General features: G+C 57.8%; 13 protein-coding genes and 3 pseudogenes. 3 read left to right on the top strand and 13 right to left on the bottom strand.

Translation table 11 applies throughout. The annotated features are described in order from the left end of the window. Window positions 1-429: 429 nt before the first annotated feature. The 9 genes from XH87_RS00795 to XH87_RS00755 form a co-directional block, all read right to left on the bottom strand. A complete protein-coding gene (locus XH87_RS00795; RefSeq protein ID WP_271585799.1) occupies window positions 430-1,767 on the bottom strand; it encodes a glutamine synthetase in 1,338 nt (445 codons plus the stop codon). After that, complete coding sequence (locus tag XH87_RS00790) at window positions 1,767-3,053, bottom strand: ATP-grasp domain-containing protein (RefSeq protein WP_271585798.1); 1,287 nt, start codon at window positions 3,051-3,053, stop codon at window positions 1,767-1,769. Before XH87_RS00790 ends, XH87_RS00795 begins: the two co-directional genes overlap by 1 nt. Next, a complete protein-coding gene (locus XH87_RS00785) occupies window positions 3,050-3,952 on the bottom strand; it encodes a DMT family transporter (protein WP_271585797.1) in 903 nt (300 codons plus the stop codon). Before XH87_RS00785 ends, XH87_RS00790 begins: the two co-directional genes overlap by 4 nt. A gap of 129 nt (window positions 3,953-4,081) precedes the next feature. Beyond that, window positions 4,082-4,867 carry a gamma-glutamyl-gamma-aminobutyrate hydrolase family protein gene (locus XH87_RS00780; RefSeq protein ID WP_271585796.1) on the bottom strand — a complete coding sequence of 262 codons (786 nt, stop codon included), beginning with the start codon at window positions 4,865-4,867 and terminating at the stop codon, window positions 4,082-4,084. 29 nt (window positions 4,868-4,896) lie between these two features. Further along, the gene (gene rtxC, locus XH87_RS00775) at window positions 4,897-5,955 is read right to left on the bottom strand and encodes a dhydrorhizobitoxine desaturase (protein ID WP_271585795.1); all 1,059 of its coding nucleotides are present in this window, start codon (window positions 5,953-5,955) and stop codon (window positions 4,897-4,899) included. 31 nt (window positions 5,956-5,986) lie between these two features. Further along, window positions 5,987-8,464 carry a 2-aminoethylphosphonate--pyruvate transaminase gene (locus XH87_RS00770; RefSeq protein ID WP_271585794.1) on the bottom strand — a complete coding sequence of 826 codons (2,478 nt, stop codon included), beginning with the start codon at window positions 8,462-8,464 and terminating at the stop codon, window positions 5,987-5,989. A 2,148-nt stretch (window positions 8,465-10,612) separates the two neighbouring features. Then, entirely contained in the window at window positions 10,613-12,496 is a 1,884-nt protein-coding gene (gene cysN, locus XH87_RS00765; protein WP_271585793.1) for a sulfate adenylyltransferase subunit CysN, read from the bottom strand. Then, window positions 12,496-13,545, bottom strand: coding sequence for a sulfate adenylyltransferase subunit CysD (gene cysD, locus XH87_RS00760; protein WP_271585792.1), 1,050 nt, complete (start codon window positions 13,543-13,545; stop codon window positions 12,496-12,498). The genes cysN and cysD overlap by 1 nt, the downstream gene beginning before the upstream one ends. Window positions 13,546-13,665: 120 nt before the next feature. Beyond that, a complete protein-coding gene (locus XH87_RS00755) occupies window positions 13,666-14,820 on the bottom strand; it encodes a sulfotransferase family protein (protein ID WP_271585791.1) in 1,155 nt (384 codons plus the stop codon). Window positions 14,821-15,863: 1,043 nt separating this feature from the next. Here XH87_RS00755 and XH87_RS00750 point away from each other — a divergent pair. Then, entirely contained in the window at window positions 15,864-16,091 is a 228-nt protein-coding gene (locus tag XH87_RS00750; protein WP_271585790.1) for a hypothetical protein, read from the top strand. 277 nt (window positions 16,092-16,368) lie between these two features. Here XH87_RS00750 and XH87_RS00745 read toward each other — a convergent pair whose 3' ends face one another. Continuing rightward, window positions 16,369-16,557, bottom strand: a complete 189-nt coding sequence (locus XH87_RS00745; protein ID WP_126261845.1) for a hypothetical protein — start codon at window positions 16,555-16,557, stop codon at window positions 16,369-16,371. 626 nt (window positions 16,558-17,183) lie between these two features. Here XH87_RS00745 and XH87_RS36695 point away from each other — a divergent pair. Further along, window positions 17,184-17,877 (top strand): annotated as a pseudogene (locus XH87_RS36695) (transposase). A gap of 630 nt (window positions 17,878-18,507) precedes the next feature. Here the strand turns inward: XH87_RS36695 and XH87_RS00725 are convergent. Further along, window positions 18,508-18,783: a heavy-metal-associated domain-containing protein gene (locus XH87_RS00725; RefSeq protein WP_333909162.1), complete on the bottom strand. Its 276-nt coding sequence runs from the start codon at window positions 18,781-18,783 to the stop codon at window positions 18,508-18,510. 89 nt (window positions 18,784-18,872) lie between these two features. Here XH87_RS00725 and hemN point away from each other — a divergent pair. Further along, window positions 18,873-20,216 (top strand): annotated as a pseudogene (gene hemN, locus XH87_RS00720) (oxygen-independent coproporphyrinogen III oxidase). Window positions 20,217-20,356: 140 nt separating this feature from the next. Here hemN and XH87_RS00715 read toward each other — a convergent pair. Both XH87_RS00715 and XH87_RS00710 read right to left on the bottom strand, forming a co-directional pair. Further along, entirely contained in the window at window positions 20,357-20,797 is a 441-nt protein-coding gene (locus tag XH87_RS00715) for a hypothetical protein (protein ID WP_271585789.1), read from the bottom strand. A gap of 23 nt (window positions 20,798-20,820) precedes the next feature. Then, window positions 20,821-21,938: pseudogene (locus XH87_RS00710) on the bottom strand (cbb3-type cytochrome c oxidase subunit I); the annotation flags it as partial. Window positions 21,939-22,052 lie beyond the last annotated feature (114 nt).

The following is a 22,052-nucleotide window of genomic DNA, read 5'->3' as shown; positions in this document are numbered from 1 at the left end:
CTCATCGTAGCCGGCGGCGGCTAAGCCATCGTCTGGTGGCGCTGCCCCCATCGATGCTGCGCCTCGCGCCTTGCGAGGCTTCGCGGTTCGGCTACAGCGTCGCACACGGGCCTCTTCGGCTCGTCCTCTGAGCATAATCGCCCTTGCGTTCCCACTTGAAGAAGTCGAGCACGTCTTCATTGATGCGAACGGAAATGGCCTTGTTCGTGGCTAGGATTACCAACATCGCATCGGAGCAATCGCGGTTGCTGCCACAGAGCAGATAGCAGCAGACCTCCTCAGCCTTCCCAAGGCCCACACTCAACGACTGACGCACATTTGCTCTGTATGAAGTCTAAAATCAGCGGCACAGACAGCCCCAATAGCCCCGTCGGCAACATTTACCTGACGGCGGGAGAAATGAGGTTCAGAACTGTCGAAGAGCTCAAGCTAAATGATCTCGAAGTATCTCCGACGTTCAAAGTCGGTCACTCGATGTTGAACGGCTTCCCACTCCCAATGGCGCGAGCAAGAAAATGCTTCAACAAACCTTTGTCCGAAGACATCATTAGCCGCTGCAGACTGTGCAAACCGAGATGTTGCATCTGATAGGCTTTGAGGCAGTCTCGCGGACGGAAGACACGTCTCCACGCTTGCATCACCGACGATCGAAGCCGGTAGCGCCACGCCTGTCTCGATGCCCAATATTCCGGAACCAATCGCACATGCGAGCGCGAGATATGGGTTCACGTCTGCGCCAGCCAGCCTATACTCCAGGCGATGGGCAGATGGCTCTCCCGGAATGGCGCGAACCGCGCAGGAGCGGTTGTCAACTCCCCAGCTTGGACAAATTGGTGCCCAGCAGCCAGGTACCAATCTCTTGTAGCTGTTGACGTTCGGCGCAGCGAGCACACAGAACTCATTCATGTATTCTAGTTGTCCGCCGATAAATTGCCTCATAAGCTTCGAGACATTGCCGAACGCATCACTATCGTAAAACGCATTCTGACCATCCGAGGACATCGAGATATGAATATGGCCGGACTGGCCGGGCCATTTCTCGGAAACCTTGGCCATGAATGTAGCCATCATGCCTCGCGTTTGCGCCCAGGCTTTTATCATCGACTTGAATATGGTTGCTCGATCGGCAGCTTCCAGCGCATCACAATGACGAAGTGACGCTTCGACCACGCCAGGTCCCGTTTCAAAGTGTAGTCCGCTGAGAGGTATTCTAGCCTTCTCACAAAGCGCCAAGATCTCATCGAACAGCTCATGTTGCGCGACAGAGCGCGCAATCGAGTAGCCGAACGGGCCGCGCGTTAAAGGAGCCCATTCGCCGAACGGCTTTTCTTCAATCGTGTCTGCGCTCTCCTTGAACAGCATAAATTCAAACTCGAACCCGGCAGTGCAGCCGTATCCGTGGTCAGCAGCCCTTCTCAGGACCTTACGCAGAATACCGCGCGGGCAGATGTTCTCATGTGCGCCGGTGAACTCCGCGAGGTAGAGATATTGATCGCCGACATAAGACACCGAGCGGCCGGTGCCTGACAGAATACGCAGGTCAGCATCTCCGAACGCTGATAGCGGCTTTTGCGTGAAACTGGCCGGAATGAGCCGGTCCGAACAATCCCACGCCAGCACCGCTTCAGAGAACTTGATAACTTTATCTCCATCCGAGAGATCTTCACCTAAGACGTGTTTGCCTCGCAGAACGCCATCGAAGTCGCTTACGCCGATCATCGCCGCGCGGGCTGGATTCGCTCCGGTCAACCTGGCATCCGTTGGCATTAGTCGTGATCCTGCGTCACTAAATCGAACACCTGGTCCATCCGCATTGCTCGCAACTTGCGATAGTCATGCTCAAGCTGAGTCACGTCGTTATTCACGAGATAAACGATGCCTGGCGTCGACGCCAAATCGATCGTGGGAACCAGCTCTTGACCAATCGGAACGAATGCAATGGCATCCGCGAAGCTCGGGAGCTTGCGGATTGCTTCGAGGCCCGGGTAACCGGCAACGACACCGCCCATATCTGAGATCAGCGAGACGCATAGTGCGTGAGCCTGCCGCTTGTAGGGCCCGCGCAGCCTCATATATTCACCAAAGCCCTTGGGATCTGCGTAGCGCCAGGCCGTCAGCGTCATATGATTGTGCCCCAACGCCATCGTTCGTGCTTTTGCCGACATGGTCCCTTGAAGCCTCGCTCCGAAGTCCACCAGAACCGGCCCCCGATGATCGACGATGATCTCAGCATGAGCCGGTCCGTCGACGATCTGAAGTGCCTGCAACGCACGCACCAAGTAGTCGGACAGTTCCTGAACAATTGGTTCGCTGCCCCCCAACAATCTCTCGAGTGAGCAGACTGATGATGCCCCCTCAATAGGAACCGTGTCGTAAGTCCAGGCCTCCGTAACGAAGGCTTCCCCGTCGATCGAGACGGCATTTACGGTGTATTGCTGGCCGTTTATTTTTTCCTGCCCAAGGGCAAAACGATTCAACGCTCCGACACGGTTCGTCTTCCCGACAATTGCGCTGAGAGCCCGCTGAATATCCGCATCTGTCGAGCAAAAGAATACATCCTCGGTACCCGTACTGTTCAGCGGCTTGATCACGATCTGATCGAACCTCGATTCACGCTTCCAGCTCGCGATCTCTACAGGACTGTCGGACACGACTTGTCTGATCGATCGCACGCCTGCAGAGGTCAGCGCGCAAGACAATCGCGCTTTGTCACGCCGAGCAGCGGATAGCGCGGTCCCATTTGAAGGTAAGCCCAGCCGCTCCGACAAAGAATCGGCGAGCTCAACTCCGGTCTCGCAACCCGCGATAACGAACTCCAATTCCCTGCCATGGAGAGCCTGAAGATGATATTCAACGATGTCGTCATACCCCATGCGCTCGCTGGGGCGAATGACTTCATCATACAGATCCGCATTGAAATGCGATTGGAATATGGGTGGAATCTGTGCAGCCGACATCACATGCACCGTTCCAATTCCATAGCGCTTGAATTCTTTCGGCAGGTATCGGCCGGTCGAGTATGCGTCTACGATTACACAATTCCGTTCTTTCATGCGGATCTCCGATACTGCAGGTAGATGTTGCCGACAGCGACAGCCGTGATGAGAACATTTCCAATGAACGTATGTGACGAAGGCACGATGCGAGAATCGAAGTACTGGAACAGGAAGGTGACGACAGGGGCGGTGGACAGGACCATGTTGACGGTGAAGGGCTCTACGCGGCGAATGCCCTGCTGGATCAAGAGCAAAGGAACAATGATCGTCGACAGCCCGATAGTTGCGATCGCAAACCAATGCTGCGAGATCTCAGGCACGATAGATGAATGGTCGACCAGTCCCAGCAGCAAGAGAATCGTTGCATAAAAGCGATGCGCCAGCACTTGTCGGCCGGAAAAACCACGGTCGAACAGCAGTTTGACAAGTAGATTTGTAAGGGCCAGCGATAGGCCGGCCACGACGGCCAAGACGATGCCAAAGGACGATCGAGCCCCCCACTCCACGCCTGCGTTGCCGCTGGCCGAGATCCAAATCATGTAACTCCCGATCGTTGCGATCGTAACGCTCACGACAATATCGGATGCTGGAGGGGCACCCTGGCGCCTGATCAATGCGTTTAACCACACTGTTGCGGTGGGTCCCAGCGCCACCATGAAGGCGACGACGATCGCAGGTTCAGCGTATTTCAGTCCGATAAATAGGCCGATCCAGCTGATCGCCGTCACGACATTGAGCGCGACGAAGACTAGGAGCGACCATTTCGCCACCGTTGCCTCGCCTCCCTCGTGACGAGCCAGGACATTGAACATCAGACAAACCACAGTGAAGGACAGCAGGAGCGCGACGAACACATTCGCTTGCTGAAAATACGATGCCGCATAAACCTCGCCTGCCGCGCTCAGGACGACATAAAGCGCCACAAAGAAGACTCCTAGAGCGAAGCGATTCGTCAATCGCGCACTCTTCCTGTGCCCGCGAGGCGGCGCACGGCCCTCGCAGGACCAGGCGCGTGCATCGGCTCCGAGGGACTCCCCTTTCGACCCGGACGCACCACGTTTGGTTTGAAATGTCACAATCCGCCTCTAGTGCTTCTTAGTTCGGCAGTACCCAACACACGCCTCTCCAAATGCCTTGAACAGTTGCTTGCTGAGGAGATCGGTTGAGACGTGCCATTCGGGGTGCCATTGCACACCGATTTGCAGCGTCGGCGCGCCAATGACCGAAGCCGCCTCGACCAGACCGTCAGGCGCCCACGCCTCACGCCTCAGCGCCGGGGCAAGGGCCTCGATGCCTTGATTGTGCAGCGAGTTGACTTGCGCTTCGAGCGCCCGCGCGATTGGAAAGAGCACGCCATCGGAACAAATCCTGACGCCGTGCGCAGCGTCATACTGACGGTCTCTAGGACGATCTGGCTTCTCGGCATGCATCAGGCCACTTTCCGGCCTCCACTCCGCAAGCGATGGGCGGAGTGTGCCGCCGAAATAGACGTTGAGCTCCTGAAGTCCACGGCAGATGCCCAGAATAGGCATTCCGAGCGCGATCGCGCTCTCTATGGTTACGGCAGAGAGCCTGTCCCGCGGACGGTCAAGGATCCCAACCCCAACGTCCTGCCGATCAGCCTCCGGCAAGGACGCAGGCGCTCTCAGGACGGCCGGGTCGATGTTCGATTCATCACCTGTCAACACCAGGCCGTCGAGCCGGCGCATGATCGCCGGCGCGACCTCCTCCCTCGCATCTTCCGCGTCGACCGTCGGCAATATGACGCAAGCCACTCCCGCATGACGATGGAGCGCCTGCACGTACTTGCGCCGCAACCAGTCGCGATGCACACCATCGACGAAAAGACGGTTCGAAGTGACCCCGACCACGGCTCGCGCGCGTTCTGGCCGCGGCAACGTCACGCCACCTGCCCCCGCGTGCGCACTTCGGCAACCGACTGTTCATACAACCGTCGATTTCGCTCTTTCAACTGGGTGATGACGCTAGGTTGACCTTGAGGTCCCTTGACAAAGAGCCCGCCCCAGGTAGCGGCAACCTTCGCGTAGTTAGGATCCTGCATTCGGATTTTCTGAGCTTTGCGCAACAGCCAAAACGGGATACCCGGCGAAAGGTGATGCTCAAGGTGGTACTCATCCAAATTCTGTCCGAGGATGGCCCGCTCGATGAAACTTCCTTTCCGATTCCTGGTGAGATAGACGTTCTGCGTCTCGGTTTCGCACATTGGTGAGTGCTCGGCGAGCTCAATAAACCAGCCGAGGACCTGAAACGTGGTGAGATAGGGCACGATCCAAAACAGGACGACGATATGGAGGAGCCCAAGAGCATATGAGCCGCCCAGGACGCTAATCCAGAAGAGATAGAAGCCATACTTGTCGATAAGTATGCCTGAGCGGCTCTGATCCTCAGGATCTGTGATTGAAAACCGATTGGTCCAAAGATACTTCAGATACGCCACTGTCGCGCCGCCCAAGATCGGCTTCCAGATGATATTGAAAGCGTACCGCTGCGGACGCTGCACGTCGTAAACGCCGCTGGCCAGGAAGAACTTCAGGTCGGGATCCTTGTCCGGGTCGCCGAGATAGGGATGATGCAAATAGACGTGCGAGATGCGGTAGGCCCAGTGGCGCTGAAACAAGGGATAGGAAGCGAACAGAATGCCGAGCACATAATTCCAGGTCGTGTTCTTCGCGAGCGTGCGGTGAGCCGCGTCATGAGCGATGGTTGTCAATCCGCGCTGATAGGCACCAATCAGAAGAACGGCCAGCGGGTAGAGCCACCATGAGACGGACACAGTCGCGAGCGTGCACGCCGTGATGACAGCGTAATCTTTGGCGATATAAGCCGCTCCCGTTATGTTGTCCGGCCTCAGCTCGGAGAGCTGCCTGTTGATCTCTCGGCTGAATTGAACGGCCTCATAGCGTGATGACCTCAATTTCCAAGCGTCTGCCTGATTCATGAGAACCTCCTCCTAATCGCCTTGCAGGTTGTCAGATTGCGGAAAGCGCCTTGTCCAGATCGCGCAGGATGTCGTTGACATCTTCGATGCCGACGCAAAGCCGGATCGAGCCGCCAAATATGCCGGCGGCTTCGCGCCTTTCTCGCGGGACGGTGGTATGGGTCGTCGAGACAGGATGGGTTACTAGCGTGCGGGCATCCCCTACATTCGAAACGTGATACATCAAGTCGACGTTCTGGATGAACTTGCGCCCAGCCTGTTCGTCCTCCACTTCGAACATGACCATCGCCCCGTGTCCGTACGCGGTATTGAGTGTCTGTTCGACGATTTCCCGATCGGCGCCCTCAAAGAGCCCCGGGTAGAAGACACGGCGCACTTTAGGATGCTCCTTGAGCACGTCGGCCACGATCCTGGCATTTGCGCAGTGCTGCTTCATGCGAAGGGGCAGCGTTTCAAGCCCCTGGATCAGTTGAAAGCTAGCAAACGGGGAGATCGCCGCGCCGGTATCGCGCAACCAGGTCATGCGAGCCTTGAGGAGAAACTCGCTCTTGCCAAGATCGTCTACATCGCGCACCGCGTTATGCCAGACAATTCCGCCATGCGCATCGTCCGGACGGTTGAACAAGGGAAAGCGAGAGGCCCCCCGGTAGCTAAACTCGCCGTTGTCAACGATCAGTCCGCCGAGCGTCGTGCCGTGGCCGCATACATATTTCGTTGCGGAGTACGTCGTAATCGCAGTGCCGAGATCTGACGGCCGGCATACCAGTGGCGTCGTCGTATTGTCCACGACCAAAGGCACGCCGTACTTTCGACCGATCTCCGCCAGCTGCTTGACGGGGAGCGGAATCAGACAGGGATTCGAAATCACTTCTCCAAACAGGCATATCGTGCGATCATCAATGGCACGTTCGAACGTCTCAGGCCTTCGAGGATCGGCCGTCCTCACGCTGATCCCAAGGCGCTTTAATGTGTTGTGGAGCAGGTTCCAGGTATTGCCATATAGATACGGAGAGGCGACGACGTTGTCCCCCACTTCACCACTTGACAGGTTGACGATAGCAAGGAACGTCGCCGCTTGGCCCGACGCAACGGCGAGCGAGTCGCTTCCCATATCGACGGCGGCGTAGCGCTTCTCCAGCGCGCGGGTCGTCGGATTGATGATCCTGGTGTAGGTGAATCCATCGGCCTTGACGTTGTAGACGTCAGCAATGTGGTTTAGATCGCCATCGAGTTCATAAGCCGTATTCTGGTAAATCGGCACTGCGACGGCTTTCGTCACCGGGTCGCGTCGATAGCCCGCATGCAGAACAGCAGTCTCGGCGGAAAACGGCAGCCGAGGGTCCCCAGCCGCTCGAGCCGGCATCTTTACGCGAGCCGCGCAAGCCTCTTGGCCCGACATCGGCCTTGCTGACCGAGCCTGACCGGACCGGAAATATGTACGAAACGCGCACCCCAACTGCTCGATCCAGCTGGATTGGATTTCCCCAATGCAACCAACGCGAAAACTCCGCGTCGCAAGATGCAGCTTCGAGTAGACGTATAGGTTGTGGGCCGCCAAGTGGCGATACAGCCCATCGAATCCTGCCTGATCCACGATTCCGGACGGCGCACTGAACGCGACGCAGACCGGCGACTGCAAGTCCGCGGACAGCAGCGGAGACACCACTCCCTCGAGTTCTTTGACGAGATCGTCCCTGACCTTCTCGTACCTGCAGCGCCTGGCGTCGATGCCCTCCTCGTGCAGAATCTTCAGGGCCTTTGTCGTTGCCTGAACGATGTGGGTGGGAGGGGTCGACCGCCACTCACCGGTGCGCTCGAGCGAAAGCCATTGATCTCTCACGTCGAGCACAAACGACCTCGGTTCTTGAACCGCATTCTCCAGCAGCTCGCGAGACGCGATGACAAACGCTACTCCCGGCGGCCCTTCTATGCACTTGTTGCTCGACGTGACCAGGACGTCTGGTCCACGCTCGCTCAGGTCGATATTAAGGGCGCCGAAGGAACTCATCCCATCGATGATGGTCTTTACGTCACGTCGCCTCGCCTCCTCCACGATCGCGTCCAGCGGATTGACGATTCCGGTTGTTGTCTCACAATGCACGAAACACAGGTGCGTAACGCCAGGATTTCGGCTCAGATGCTCGCCAATTTCTTGAGGATCCAAAGGATCGGTCGCTCGCTTGACAAGGTTCAGTGCTTCGACGCCCCACAGCCGCAAAATTTGTAAAATGCGCTCGCCATAGATGCCGTTTATGCAAACGAGCGGCTTGTGGGCTCGGGACACAAATGAAGAGAGAGCGGCTTCCATCGCAAAGGAGCCGCCTCCCTGAATAGGCACGACCGAATAGTCGGCAGCATTTCCCAGCAAGTTCAGCATCAGCCGCCTCATGCAGGCGGTCACTTCCTTGAACTCGCAATCGCGCGATGCGAGATCAAGCTGCATCTGGCTTCTGACCGCCAGCGATAACGACAATGGACCAGGCGTCAGCAACGAGCGCTGTCTTGTCAAACCATTCCTCCTCAAGTTGTATTCGTCAATGACCTGGAGTACGCCCACTCCACCAGGGAGCCCCCCTGTGGCGAGCGTCGACTTCTCGGTTCAACAGCTTCGGGTCAAACGCGCGGGCGCGCTTCCGGTCAGTGCCCGAAAACCCTGCCGGATGACAATCTCCCTATCTCATCGCAGATGCAGAGCGATCTTTCACAAAGCTCCTCAGCAATACCATTCATCACCTCCTAGACCGCGTCCTCGAACGCAACTGGCGCCGACGCGCGCTTGCATCCAGCCGTCACGAATGCGCAGGTTTGAGCGCGGTCGCCCTCTTGCGTCGCGAAGCGGCAGGTCGGCCGACCGACTTACGCGTGAACCTGTGCCATTCAGGCAAACTTGACGTTAGGAAAACGATGAGGTCGGATCATCGCGCCCGGATGCAGATCAAGGCATGGCACACTTGATGAGGTCGTTGGCAGCGGGAGTCTGATGCATGGGCTTGAGACTTGATGCATTCGCACTTCGTCGCTCGTTGGAGGGTTTGGGACGCTGATGCCTGTCGTTGTCCATTTTTCGAGATCGTACAACTTGACGTTAGGGGCGTTTCAACCCTCTCCGGGACTTTTCTCGCGAGACTTTTTTCCTGACGTACCTCCATCTGGCGGCGACAAGCCGACGTAGACAGCAGAGTGCGGAGATTCGCGGCGAACTGGAATAATTTGAGAGTTCGACAGCAGGACCGTCGGCATTCCGCCTGCGACCGCATCCCTGCAGGTAATGGCCCAATCTTCCGGTTCGCGTACGGTTCTCGCAATACCCCCAGATGGAGGTACCGAGCTTCTCCCGCATGCCGGCGAGATCCTCCTGGATACTGGGGTTGGAAAGTGTACGGCCTCGTCGCACATGAGCGCCGCTATCACTTCGTTGTGCTTGAATGGAGCGACCTTGGCAGGCTGTGGTCGAGTCCGTGAAGGTGATCTGAGCTACCTTGCGATTGCTGTCCCTTTAGCAACGATCAGTACGACACCTTTCGGCGAGTCGCCGCGACGCAGAACATGTCGCCCTGTGTTAGAACCACATCGAGCCGACTCCAGATGAGTGGCACGTGTCCCTCTGTGAGCGCGATCGTTAGGCTGACAGCATCTCTCGTTCTGCACGCCGCTCGCGGCGAGAAAGTCTCACGGAACAATCATCGCCGTGCTGAGCGTACCGCGGTTAACGGCTGGTCCAAAGCGTGAGCCCCAAGGTGACCGGAGTTACATCGCGTCGCGGCACTGAATGAGCGCAAGTACCTCGGCCGTGAGGCGCTCTGGTTCGACGGATCGCACCTCCGAGCCGTTCTGCCCGCGTTGGCCCCTCTGCAGCGTCCTGCTCGTTGATGGCGAGCTCGCTTTCGACGCTGTCTACCGCGCGGTCGAACAGGTTGCCGGTTGACCAGAGCGGATCATCAAGAGATCGTCCTTGTCGCTTGCCATGGATGAGCTCCCCTTGCCTTTTCGGCCGCGCCAATGGCCCGGCGGAGGTCCGTAGGGGAGCGCAGGATGGCTAAGGTTCGCGGCTGCTTTGTGTCGCAATGCGAAGGGGCGGCGTAGGCAGGCGGTGTCCGCCGACGAGCGGCGAGCCAAAAGGAAGCAAGCTTCGTTGGCATGGCCGCGAGAGGAGGGAGTCCTGGTCGACTGCTAAGTTCGGATTGGTCAATGTACTGGAAAGCAAGCGCCCGCTCGCCAGATGCGGCCAGGCCCGCGGCCCCTCATACTGCGCGAGAGATCGAAGCCGGCCGAGACGCTGCCGGGCTCGGCTTTAACGGGAGCTCGGCGTGTCGCTGGCCGCACGCGCAGCAAGGAGCGCCAAGCGAAAAAATCAACCTATTGGAAGTCGGACTTCCTCTCTGGCCTTTGTCATCGCGTCGTAGATTCTGATCTGGAGCATGGGACGGCGTTTCTTGAGCTCCTCCGCTCCCGCCCATGCTCCATCTCTGCTCGCGTACTCGGTTTTGAATTGACCATCGACTTCGAGCACATAACCGGAAGCGGGCAGTCGACGAGTGGGTGCGACCATTTTGTTCCTTTAGAGCCAAACGTCCGATCGCAGGCCCGCCTGAGCTGAATCGCCTCGGCCGGGGCCAGCTGGATAATGTGCGAATCGATGGTACGACGCGAGGGACATTTAACCATCAAGAATTGAGCGCGCCATCAAGACATCCAGTACCGCTTCCGCCGAATGCTCTGGGGTCTGCTCCATAGTCCTGAGATGAACCTCCGGTGTCGTTGGTACTTCGTAGCACGAATCGATCCCGGTGAAGTTCTTGATCTTGCCGGATTTCACCTTTGAATACAGGCCTTTTGGGTCTCGCCGCGCGCATTCCTCAATTGGCGTATCGACAAAGACTTCTATGAACTCTTCCTTGCCAACCAGGCTGCGCACCCTGTCCCGTTCGGCCCTAGTGGGCGAGATGAACGAGCAGATCACGATCAAGCCGCTGTCCGCCATCAACTTGGCAACTTCACCGACACGCCGAATGTTCTCAGCGCGGTCCGTCTCCGAGAAGCCGAGGTCCGCGTTCAACCCGTGCCGGAGGTTATCGCCATCCAGCAGCATGGTATGCCGCGACATCGCAAACAGCTTTTGATCAACGAGGTTGGCGATCGTCGACTTTCCCGCGCCAGACAGGCCAGTGAACCAGATGACGCAAGGCTTCTGATTCTTGAGCGCGGCGCGCTCCCTCCTATCCACGGATAGCGCTTGCCTAGCAATATTGGTGGCCCGCCGCAGCGGAAAGGCAATCATGCCGGCCCCAACCGTACGATTCGTGTAACGATCGATGACGATAAATGATCCGGTCTTTCGATTGACGTCGTAAGGATCGAATATTGCGGGCACTGCGGTCGCAACATCGCAGAAGGCGATCTCGTTGAGGGAAAGCGTCCCGGCCGCCAGATGCTCACTGGTGTTGACGTCGATCCGATGCCTAATTGCGGTAATGCTGCCGGAAATCGTCTGCGATCCAATCCGCAGGACGTAATTGCGTCCGGGAGCGAGCGGCTCCTTGTCCATCCAGATCACATAAGCGGCAAACTGGTCGGCGACCTTCGGTCGGTCATCCGGTCGCGACAGAATGTCGCCACGGCCGACATCGATTTCGTCTTCCAGTGTAATGGTAACCGCATCTCCGGCTTCGGCGCCGACAAGGTCGCCATCGTGGGTCACGATCCGTTTGACGCGCGTGGTCCGTCCCGACGCGGCGACAACGATCTCGTCTCCTGCCGAGATCCTGCCGGAAGCCACCGACCCGGCATAGCCCCGAAAATCCGGGTTTGGCCGGTTCACCCATTGGACCGAAAAGCGGAAAGCCTGGCTTGCGGTGCCGGACTGGATGTCAATGCTCTCCAAATGCTCGAGCAGGCAGGGACCATGATACCAGTTCGCATGAGCGGAGCGGTCCACTACGTTGTCGCCGTAGCGGGCCGAGATCGGGATCGGAACGATCGAGGTGAAGCTGAGACCGGCAGCAAAGGCCAGATAGTCACGGGCAATCCGATCGAAGCACTCTTTGTTGTATGCGACAAGATCGATCTTGTTCACTGCCAGCACGATATGACGAATACCGAGCAGCGAACAGATAAAGGAGTGGCGGCGGGTCTGAACCATCACGCCTTTGCGGGCATCGATCAGGATGATGGCGAGCTGTGCATGCGAGGCCCCGGTAGCCATGTTGCGGGTATACTGCTCGTGGCCGGGAGTGTCGGCCACCATGAAGGAGCGCCGCGGCGTCGTGAAGAAGCGGTAGGCGACGTCGATCGTGATGCCCTGCTCCCGTTCGGCCTCCAACCCATCCACGAGCAGCGCGAAGTCAATGTCATTCCCGGTGCTACCGTGCTTGATGCTGTCGCGTTCCAGCACCGTGAGCTGATCGTGATAGATCATCTTGCTGTCGTGCAGCAATCGGCCGATCAGCGTCGATTTGCCGTCGTCCACCGAGCCACATGTGATGAATCGCAGCTGATCCTTTGTCCTGGCCGGGACCGGTTCCGTTGTCGGCTTTGCAAACATCAAAAGTAGCCTTCCCGCTTTTTCTTCTCCATTGAAGCGGCTTCATCCGTATCAATTAGGCGTCCCTGGCGCTCCGACACAGTCGCAGTCTGCATTTCTGCAACGATGTCTTCGATCGTCGTCGCATCGGATTCAATAGCCCCGCTCAAAGGATAACATCCAAGCGTGCGAAAGCGAATCATCCGCATTTCCGGCGTCTCGTCGCCGTTAAGCGGCAATCGCTGGTCATCGACCATAATCGTCGCACCATTTCGACGCACTATCGGTCTTTGTTTTGCGAAGTAGAGCGGAACGACCGGAATCTTCTCGAGCATGATGTATTCCCACACCTCGAGCTCGGTCCAGTTTGACATCGCAAACACGCGCATGGTTTCGCCCTGGCGGATCCGTGTGTTGAACAGGTTCCAGAGCTCCGGCCGCTGGTTACGGGGGTCCCATACATGTCCGGCCGAACGGAAGGAGAGTATCCGTTCTTTTGCGCGACTCTTTTCCTCATCACGCCGGGCTCCGCCAAAGGCGGCATCAAATCCGTGGAGGTCGAGCGCCTGCTTCAGCGCGTCGGTCTTCATCACCTGGGTATGGAGCGCGGAGCCGGAATCGATCGGATTGATCCCGCGCGCGATGCCTTCCTTGTTGACATGGACGATCAAGTTGAGGCCGAGCCGCCTGGCTGTCGCGTCCCGGAAGCTGATCATCTCGCGGAACTTCCAGGTCGTGTCGACGTGAAGCAGGGGAAAAGGCAATTTTGCCGGATAGAACGCCTTGATCGCAATGTGCAACATTACGCTTGAGTCTTTTCCGATCGAGTAAAGCATGACCGGCCTTTTGAACTCAGCGACCACATCACGCATGATTTCAATCGATTCAGCTTCGAGGCGGCGCAGATGTTTCGGCAGCATATGTCTTCTTTTCGATGCAGGATCTTTGTTCTTCGCCGTTTTATGGCTCCAGCCTAGAGCGGGAATATCCGCGGCGGAAACGGCGGGCCAGGACGCATGGCTCGTTAGCTCAAGCCCCGTTGGACACCAGACTTGCAGACGCGGGAGCATATCGCATTCCGCCGCTGGTGCGGCCGGCGCCTGCGTCACACCTGATCGGGATCAGCTCGTGCGGGTTAAGGATCTTGGCTAAATCAGCCAGCGTGTTTTGATCGCAAGCATTCAGATCCCCTAGGGGATATTGAGGATCCGCTCAAGCCGCGCGACTTCACCTCGCAACATCTCGATAGCCGCGTCGCGGTTGCGAATGGCATCCAGCCCCGCAGCTCGATCAGCTTCTGACGCCAACAGCGTCTGTTGCAACTGGGCAGCCATCGTGTGGACCGGCTCTCCAGCGTGAGATGGGCCGGATAATGCTCCCGCCTTGGTACTTCGCGAATCCCACCAGGTTCGGAATATCTGACGATAAAGTTCGGTTACCTCCCCTCCCCTATCCAGGACCCCGACTTGCTGTGCATGTAGCAGTTCCTGCTCATATCCGAGTTCTACCAAAAGCTCGGCGCCGACCAGATCGGTCACGGTTTGCATCTCTTCGACGCTCAATTGAGATTGCCACGCCTTGACAGAGCTTTGGTCGACGGCGTTTCGTTCCAGGATTTTTCGGTCTCCGAAGCTGCTCGATCGAAGATAATCTGCTTGTCTCATCCCCGCCGATGAGACGGCCGCTGGATCACAGCCGAGCCCCGTCAACAGACGCCGGATTTCCTCGTCCGGATGCGTCACGAGCAGTTCGTATTGCACGCACTGTGTCTGCGGGCGAGTGCGGTGCGCGGCGAGCTTGGGAAGGCCCAGAACCAAATCGGCGAGTGAAGTTATGATGCCGTCGGGCAGACGGAGCATGAGATCGGAGAGACTGGAGACGCTGACCGGATGCGAGCTTTCTGCCCGCAGTGGGATGCCCCATGTCGATTTCAGTGAAGCGGCGATGGCATAGGGATTGCGCATCAGAAGGATGTGTGGCGCTTCTGGATAGACAGATTCAAGAAACTCAAGCGCCGTCCAATAGCGTGGTGTCTTGTCTAGGATGATGCGCTTGCCCGCTTCTGCCAGATACTGATCATAAGCTGCATCGGCAAAAGCGCGGCTGGCGATCGTGCGATCTATCCGCCCCAGGAATTCGGAGGTCGCGGCCTCAATCAGTGAGCTACCCGCCGGATGGCGCTGATCCACCCTGCCAAATGCTTCAAGTGCCAGCATCAACCAGGGTTCAGGCGGAGCCACAATGTCTGGATGGTGCTGGAGCAAATGCGCCAGGAGTGTCGTCCCGGATCGTGGAAGACCGAGGAGAAAGCACACCGCAGGCGAACGGCCAAAACGTCCGCTCATCGTTCAGACTCTCGTGCTTGAAAAGCGAACCCTGTCGGCGCTCGCTCGATTGAGCCACACAAAGCCAGCCGCAAAGCGCTAAAACGACAAGAATTTTGTCTGCCACTCATGACTTGAGAACCGCTCCGTTCGATCGATCGGCTGGATCAAAGGACACCGCAATCGCCTCCTTGATTACTCGACAGTTAAATCGAAGTCACGCGCCGGCTCAATTGCACGAAGATTGATCGCCGATATGGGAAGGTTGAAACGAACTATACGGACGTTTGCCGAAGAACGACCGCGGCACCTGGAAGGTTATTACGTATAGTCACAAGCTGCCTGGGGCACTGAAGACATAAATGCGACATGCACCTCGCTGAGGCTCGGCATACACGAAAGAAGTCAACAGCGGACAGCTCGGCGAGTGCGGCAAAGAAGCAGACTATGTCGTGGACATCTCACCTGGCAAGGTGCAGCAATCTTGTCAGGGCGTATCGCTCCCGACGAACCGTGAATGCTGCCGTTGGTCCGCCAAGGCACACAGAGCCATAGCTCCGGCTGGCCTGTTGTTCGTCCGAACTATACCAACGATTTGATTTACCTGCTCCTGCAGCGTTGTCCTCCTCCTAATCCGCGCTAAGGTAGATTGGTAAAGAATGGAACTGACTTAAGATGCCGCCGGATTTACCTGATCCAGCAAGCGCGCTTGGCCGCTCAGACACCTACGCTGGCCTTGAGTCCCTTGTTGACTTGAATCAGCTGACGCCTTCCGAATTGCGCGACGATGCTCACTTTGCGCCGCTGCTCGCGAGGGCTCGTTCAGACACCTACGCCGGTCTTGGGTCTTTTGTTGATTTGAATGCGCCGCCCTCGTCCGAATTGGTCGAGGAGGTTGATTCTGCCCCAGCGTTTCCGGCCCCCACCTCCGTTGCTCGGATCGAAGGTTTGGACCCCACAGCCCGTTCCCGAGGTCCCGGACAGGTCCTCGGGGACACACAATGGCTCGGCGATGAGCACATCCAGAGAGATTATGAACTATCAAATACGCTTGGCGGCCGTCGATGGCAACGCGCGAAGTCGATTTCAGCGGCTCATCGATCGAGCTGGCGACGATACTGCCGACTTCCTTGGGCGACAAGGGGATCCACCAGCTGCGTCCGGGCGGCGAGATTCGGATGGTTCTCCTGCAGCCACTGCTCCAGCAGCTGGATTCGTTCCGATTCATAGAATTGCTTGCAGAAAAGCGGTCGCGCCGCGCCGTTACCATGACCAATCGTGGCCAGCCGTAGCTCTCGCCAACGATCCGCTGCTTCTCTTCGAATATGCAGTCGCGCCGAGCGCCCGTTGAGCATGCCGCGCCAAGCGGCCTTCGCCGTCAATACCTCCTTTCAACACTCAACAAAAATGACGAAGCATTGGAGCCCATTCCGCGACAATGAAAGGCCAAGTGCGTGAAAAGCTCTTTTCACCGCAATTGGCAGGTCCAATTTGCGATACAGTTTCAATGGCCATAAGGGCGGCCCGCGCGCCGCCCTACTGGGCCACTTACTAGCGCTCATCAATAGGCTACCGCTGATGTCCGAGTCCGATTCCGAGATTTAACGCCTTCTGACGTAGCGCACCGACGCTGCGTTTGGTCATTTTTGCTATTTTTATGACCGGGGTTCGAGCCTTCGAATGGACTTTGAGCTCTTTGATATCTGCCTTGGTCCACTCGCGCCGCTTAACGCGTTTCTTGGTTGCTTTTTTCACCATGAATGCTCCTTTTGAGAGGAGCGGCTTGTATCATAGTTTTTTCGGAGCGACGACCGTAAAAAAGGCAATCTTGGGAACTCGCGCAAGGGTATAAGCTCGGTCCTGTGTTCACAAGACAAGGCGTCTGGAGTAGTGCGGCTGTGGAATTCTAAACTTCGTACAGACCGTGTTGAGGGGCTTCGTTATAATTGAATGCAGCGCCCTCGACGGCTGTTATTCGAAGCTGAGACCGTAGACTAACATGTTTCTGGAAAGAAATGAGCAAGCCAATCGCGGTCAACCTGAACAGCTCCAACTCGGGCCGATTCGTGATTTGTATTAAGCCTAGAGCGATCAACCGTCTGTGAGACATCGTGGGGTCTCTTACTATGGTCGCCCTTACGACGCTTGGCGCGCTGCGTTGTCTAGATTGCCAGAGCCTCCATCGGGCTGGGCGCGAATACTAGCCTAGCACTACTTTGGCAGATTATCGCTTTCGCCGCGGCTTTTAGGATTCTCGAATCGATTTTTCAATGATTCATGGGTGGTCGGCTCTCGGAGGGCTGACCATGGCGGAATGGAAAGACGAGCTCGAACGCTGACTGAAGCCGTTGCTGGGTCGGTTGGGTCATAAGACCCGGCAGCGGATGTGTCCGCTGTACGTTGCCGGATTGATCGATCCCGGTGATCGTAAAAGCGTTCAGCCGATGGCGGAGCGCCTTGCCACGGGCAACTACGATCAACTGCACCATTTCGTTGCCGACGACGTCTGGGACGCGACGCCATTGGAATCCGAGCTGCTCAACCAAGCTGATCGGCTCGTCGGCGGCAAGCGGTGCTGGTCATTGACGACACGGCAATGCCGAAGAAGGGCGAACGCTCGGTTGGTGTCGCGGCTCAATATGCGTCCTCTCTTCAAAACGGCAAATTGCCAAACGCTGGTATCGCTGACACTTGCGCGGCGAAGTGCCCGTGATGGTCGCATTGCGTCTCTTTCTGCCTGACAGTTGGATAAGCGACGTGTCTCGTTTGAAGCGCGCTCGCATGCCGGTCGAACACCGAACGCCACGGTCCAAGCCGGAGATTGCTTTGGCCCTCGGCACCTCAAGGTGTATCCGGTTGATGTACAGCTTATTTGGCCGATTACCAAAGTCCGCGGGAAACCACGAAAGCACCACGTACCAGATATCTTATCGATTGCGGCAGAACAAATGCTGGCCGGCCAACGCCAAATGGAAAAACCGTGAATTGGCGCAGCGGGACGAGAGGTCGGCTGAAAGCCCGATTTACTGCTCTCCGTGTCCGCACCGCCGACGGCCCTCCGCAGCGGATATGGGATAAGGGTCAGCAGCAACTCCCGGGCGACGAAGCTTGGCTCATTGGCGAGCAACGTGCCTCAGGGAAGAAGAAATACTATCTCGCCAACCTCCCTGCGACGACGGATCTGCGCACACTGGCCGCCACCATCAAGGCACGATGGATTTGTGAGCAGGCACATCAGCAGTTGAAGGAGGAGCTTGGACTTGATCACTTCGAAGGGCGATCATGGCGATGGTCTTCATCGCCACGCACTGATCACAATGATTGCCTACCCCTTTCTGCAACATCGTCGCCTCGCATACGCGGGGCGGAAAAAAAGAATCAACGGGCCTCCGCCTCAGCCAACCATGCCCGCCGTACGTCACGCCATCGTCGACCTCATCCTTCCGCCGTCTCAACGGTGCCCACATTGTCGGAAACGTCTCCGTGAAGGACTTCAACACAAAACGATTCTGGCAAAGTAGCGCTAGATCGGTCTCGTCTTCGTGTCCGTCGTCCGGTCTACACTCAACGTGCCGGATGGGCAATGTGTGTGTAGGGATGAACAGCTTCCACTTCTGTTGACGAAGGACAGAGAACGGAAAGACGTTGTGGTTTCAGCGTCCGCGATGATTTTTTAGAGAGGCGCGTGACCGATTCACGGTCAACGCTTTAGCTTTGATGGCACGCTCTTCGTTCAATTCGCTTCGGTGTGATGAATCGATATTTCGCGTAGAGAGACCGCAGACGCTTGATAGTCCTCGACGGAGCGAGCCGGTTATCGATGAGGTTCACGCGTGCCGAGGTCACATCCGGAATGCTCGACAGATTGCGCTCGATCTTTCCTATGCAGCCCGTGCAATTGATGCCCTCAACCGCGAGGTCGAGTTGGACGAGGGCCCTGCCTGTCCTCTTCAGATAGTAAGAAAAGTCGATATCCGCCTGCATGCACATGCGCCCTCAGTCGAGGACGATGCGGTTTCTCGACAGAAAGATGCGGCGTCCGTCAGCGTCGCCCTCTCGACAAAGGAGACGGAATGCGACCCGATTTGGCGCAATCGTATGGCCAGGACAGCCTGCCCCGCTATACGAGCTATCCCACGACACCCCACTTTTCATCAGATATCGGCGAAGCCGATTACCGGCAATGGCTCGGATCGTTACCGGCTCAAGAACCCATTTCGATCTATCTGCACATTCCGTTCTGCCGATCCATATGCTGGTACTGCGGCTGTCATACCTCCGTGACCAGGCGCGACCATCCGATTGCAGTCTATGCCGCGGACTGAAGCCCAGCTGGTCGCCGAGGCGATCGGCAAACGGCTTCCAATCTCGCATATCCACTTCGGCGGCGGAACGCCGACGATCATGACGCCCGAGACCTTCGCAGATCTCGTGGGCACGCTTCGCTACTCATACTTAGTGGTACCCGGCGCGGAGATTGCTGTCGAGATCGACCCCCGCACGCTGACGGAACCGATGGCGGAAGCTTTGGGCTATGGCGGTGTCACCCGCGCGAGCTTTGGCGTTCAGAGCTTCGATCCCATGGTCCAGCGCGCCATCAATCGCATGCAGAGTTTTGCGCAGACAGCTGCGAGCGTCGATCTGTTGCGTAGCGCCGGCATCGGTCAGATCAATTTCGACCTGCTCTATGGCCTCCCGCATCAGATGGTTGGTTCGTGCCTCTACACCGTTGCCAAGTGTATCGAGCTCCGTCCCGATCGTTTTTCGGTTTTCGGCTATGCGCACGTTCCGTCGTTCAAGAAGCATCGGCGCAAGATCGATGAGGCCGCCCTTCCCGATAGCGTCGCGCGACATCTCCAGTCCGAAACGATTGCCGAAGCGCTCGTCGAGGCCGGCTATGTTCGTGTCGGCTTCGACCACTTCGCGCTTCCGGATGACAACCTTGCCGCGGCGAAGCGGGACGGCCGGTTACGTCGAAACTTCCAAGGCTATACGGACGATTGCGCCGAAACACTGGTCGGTCTCGGCGCCAGCGCCATCGGTCGGATGACGCAGGGCTCCGTCCAGAACGCCATCGGGACGCGCGACTATCTGAAGCAAATCGCGGAAGGCGAACTCGCTACCGTCAAGGGCTATGAGTTCACGGAGGGCGACCGGTTCCGGGCCGACCTCATCGGGCGGGTGATGTGCGATATGGCGTCGACCTGTCCAAGGTCGCCCGATCTCATGGCCGCGACCCGCGGACGGCGATCGTCGACGAACGGCGGCTCGCGAAATTGCTCTCGGATGGCGCCGTGACCATGGATGGCGACCGGCTCCGCGTCCACGATGGCGCAAAGTTTCTGGTCCGAAGTGTCGCCTCCGCATTCGACGCCCATCTGGCCGGGTCCAAGGCGACTCATAGCCGCGCAGTCTGACCGGCGAGCGATCACGCGCGGTGCAGGATTCAGATCGAGCGAACCCGGCACACCCCTCGAACAGTGCTCCTAGCTACCTCGGCCCACCGAGGTCGGCTGAGCGGTTGCGTCAGGGGCTGCTCGTCTGGAAACGAAGCTTCTCAGCAGCAGAGCGGACCGCGGTGGAGCGCGATCTCGTCGGCCTTCTTGGCCTTCTGCATTGCGCCGATGGTCGGGCCGCTAGGACAATAGCGAGCATAGTTTAGGTCCGCGCTGCGGCGCGCAAGATCATGGCTGCAGCGGGTTTTGGCAACGCAGAGTGCGCAGATGCCGGACATGTCGCGCAAGACGTCCGGACATGCCTCTGCGATCGCAGCCTCATCGAGACCAAGCTGCTGCAATAACTGCGTCAACTTCTTGGCGCCGCGTCCATGGGCGGCCAGCTTTTTAAGCTGGCTGACGGGCATTCGCAGATCCCTCGCGATGGCCGCGATTTCGGTTTCGTCGAGATTGTGTAACTCACGGCCATCCCGGTCCACACCGAGCCAACGCGCAACTCTTTCAACCAGGCCTTCGGTGACTGACCGTAAAGTTGATGTCATCGCAGCCTCCATTTGCATTCCCCGAGGATGCGCAGCACGGGATCGGTCCGCAGCTTGTCCCAGGCGCCCGACAGTGTCATGAGGCCGTTAATCATGCCGCCCCAGGAGGGCATCCACAGCATCACCGAGAACGTCATGCCGAGTGTCTGAGTCCAGTTGGGTAGCGCCGTGTAGTGCAGATGATGCGGCCCAGTCCAGATGTAGAGAAAGATCAGCGCTCAGAAATGGATAATCGACAGGCGATAGGAATAGATCGGTCGCTCGACTCGCTTCGGGATGAAGTAGTACATGATCGCGAGGAAGCCGGCGGTCAGGAAGAAGCCGACGGCATTGTGGCCGTACCACCACTGGAACATCGCATCCTGAACGCCGCCCCACGCGATGTAGGACTTCGAGCCGAACACGGATGCCGGCAGCGCCTGATTGTTACCGAGATGAAGGACCGCGATGGTGACGATAAAGGCGAGATAGAACCAGTTGGCCACGAAGATGTGCGGCTCCTTGCGCTTGATAATCGTCCCGAGGAAGATGAGCAGATACGTTACCCAGACGATCGTCAGCCATAGATCCGAATACCATTCAGGCTCGGCGTATACCTTTGACTGCGTCACGCCCAGCAGATAACCAGTGCCCGCGATCAGGATGAAGAAGTTATAGCCGAGGACGACGAACCGTGTCGCCGGGTCGCCGGCGAGGCGCGCCCGGCAGGTCTTCTGCACCACATAGAAGGAAGTCGCGATCAGCACATTTCCGCCGAACGCAAGCACAACCGCTGACGTAGCAGCGGATGCAAGCGGCCGAAACTCGTCCAGGGCAAATCGAAATTCAGCAGGGGCCACACCAATTGGGACGCGATAATTAGTCCGACGAGGAACCCGGCGCTCCCCCAGAACATCGCCATGACGGCACTGAACTTGACCGGGCCCATGTTGTGGTTCGGCCAGCCGCCAATCTCTGGACGTGGCAGCAACGCACGGTCGTAGTATCGATTCACGATCGTGAATGCCGCCGCGATGCTGGCCAGCGCTCCGAGGGCTGCGTGGAATGCGAAGGCTGAATCAACGGCTTTAGTAGCCGCGATGACACAGAAGAAGGCGAGCGCGGCACAGAACAGCGTGAGCCCCGCTTTGCCGTGCGTCATCCACGTCGCGGATTGGGATCGGTTCATTGAGTCCCTCGTGAACGTGAGCTGTCCTGCCGGCCCGTCTTCCTTCTGCGTCCGGCCCTGGTTCGAGCCAGGAGAACGGGTCTTGGC

It is taken from the genome of Bradyrhizobium sp. CCBAU 53415 (assembly GCF_028128735.1).
Taxonomy (GTDB): Bacteria; Pseudomonadota; Alphaproteobacteria; order Rhizobiales; family Xanthobacteraceae; genus Bradyrhizobium.
The sequence above is the reverse complement of the archived record's forward strand: the minus strand, read 5'-3'. Positions and strand labels throughout refer to the sequence as shown.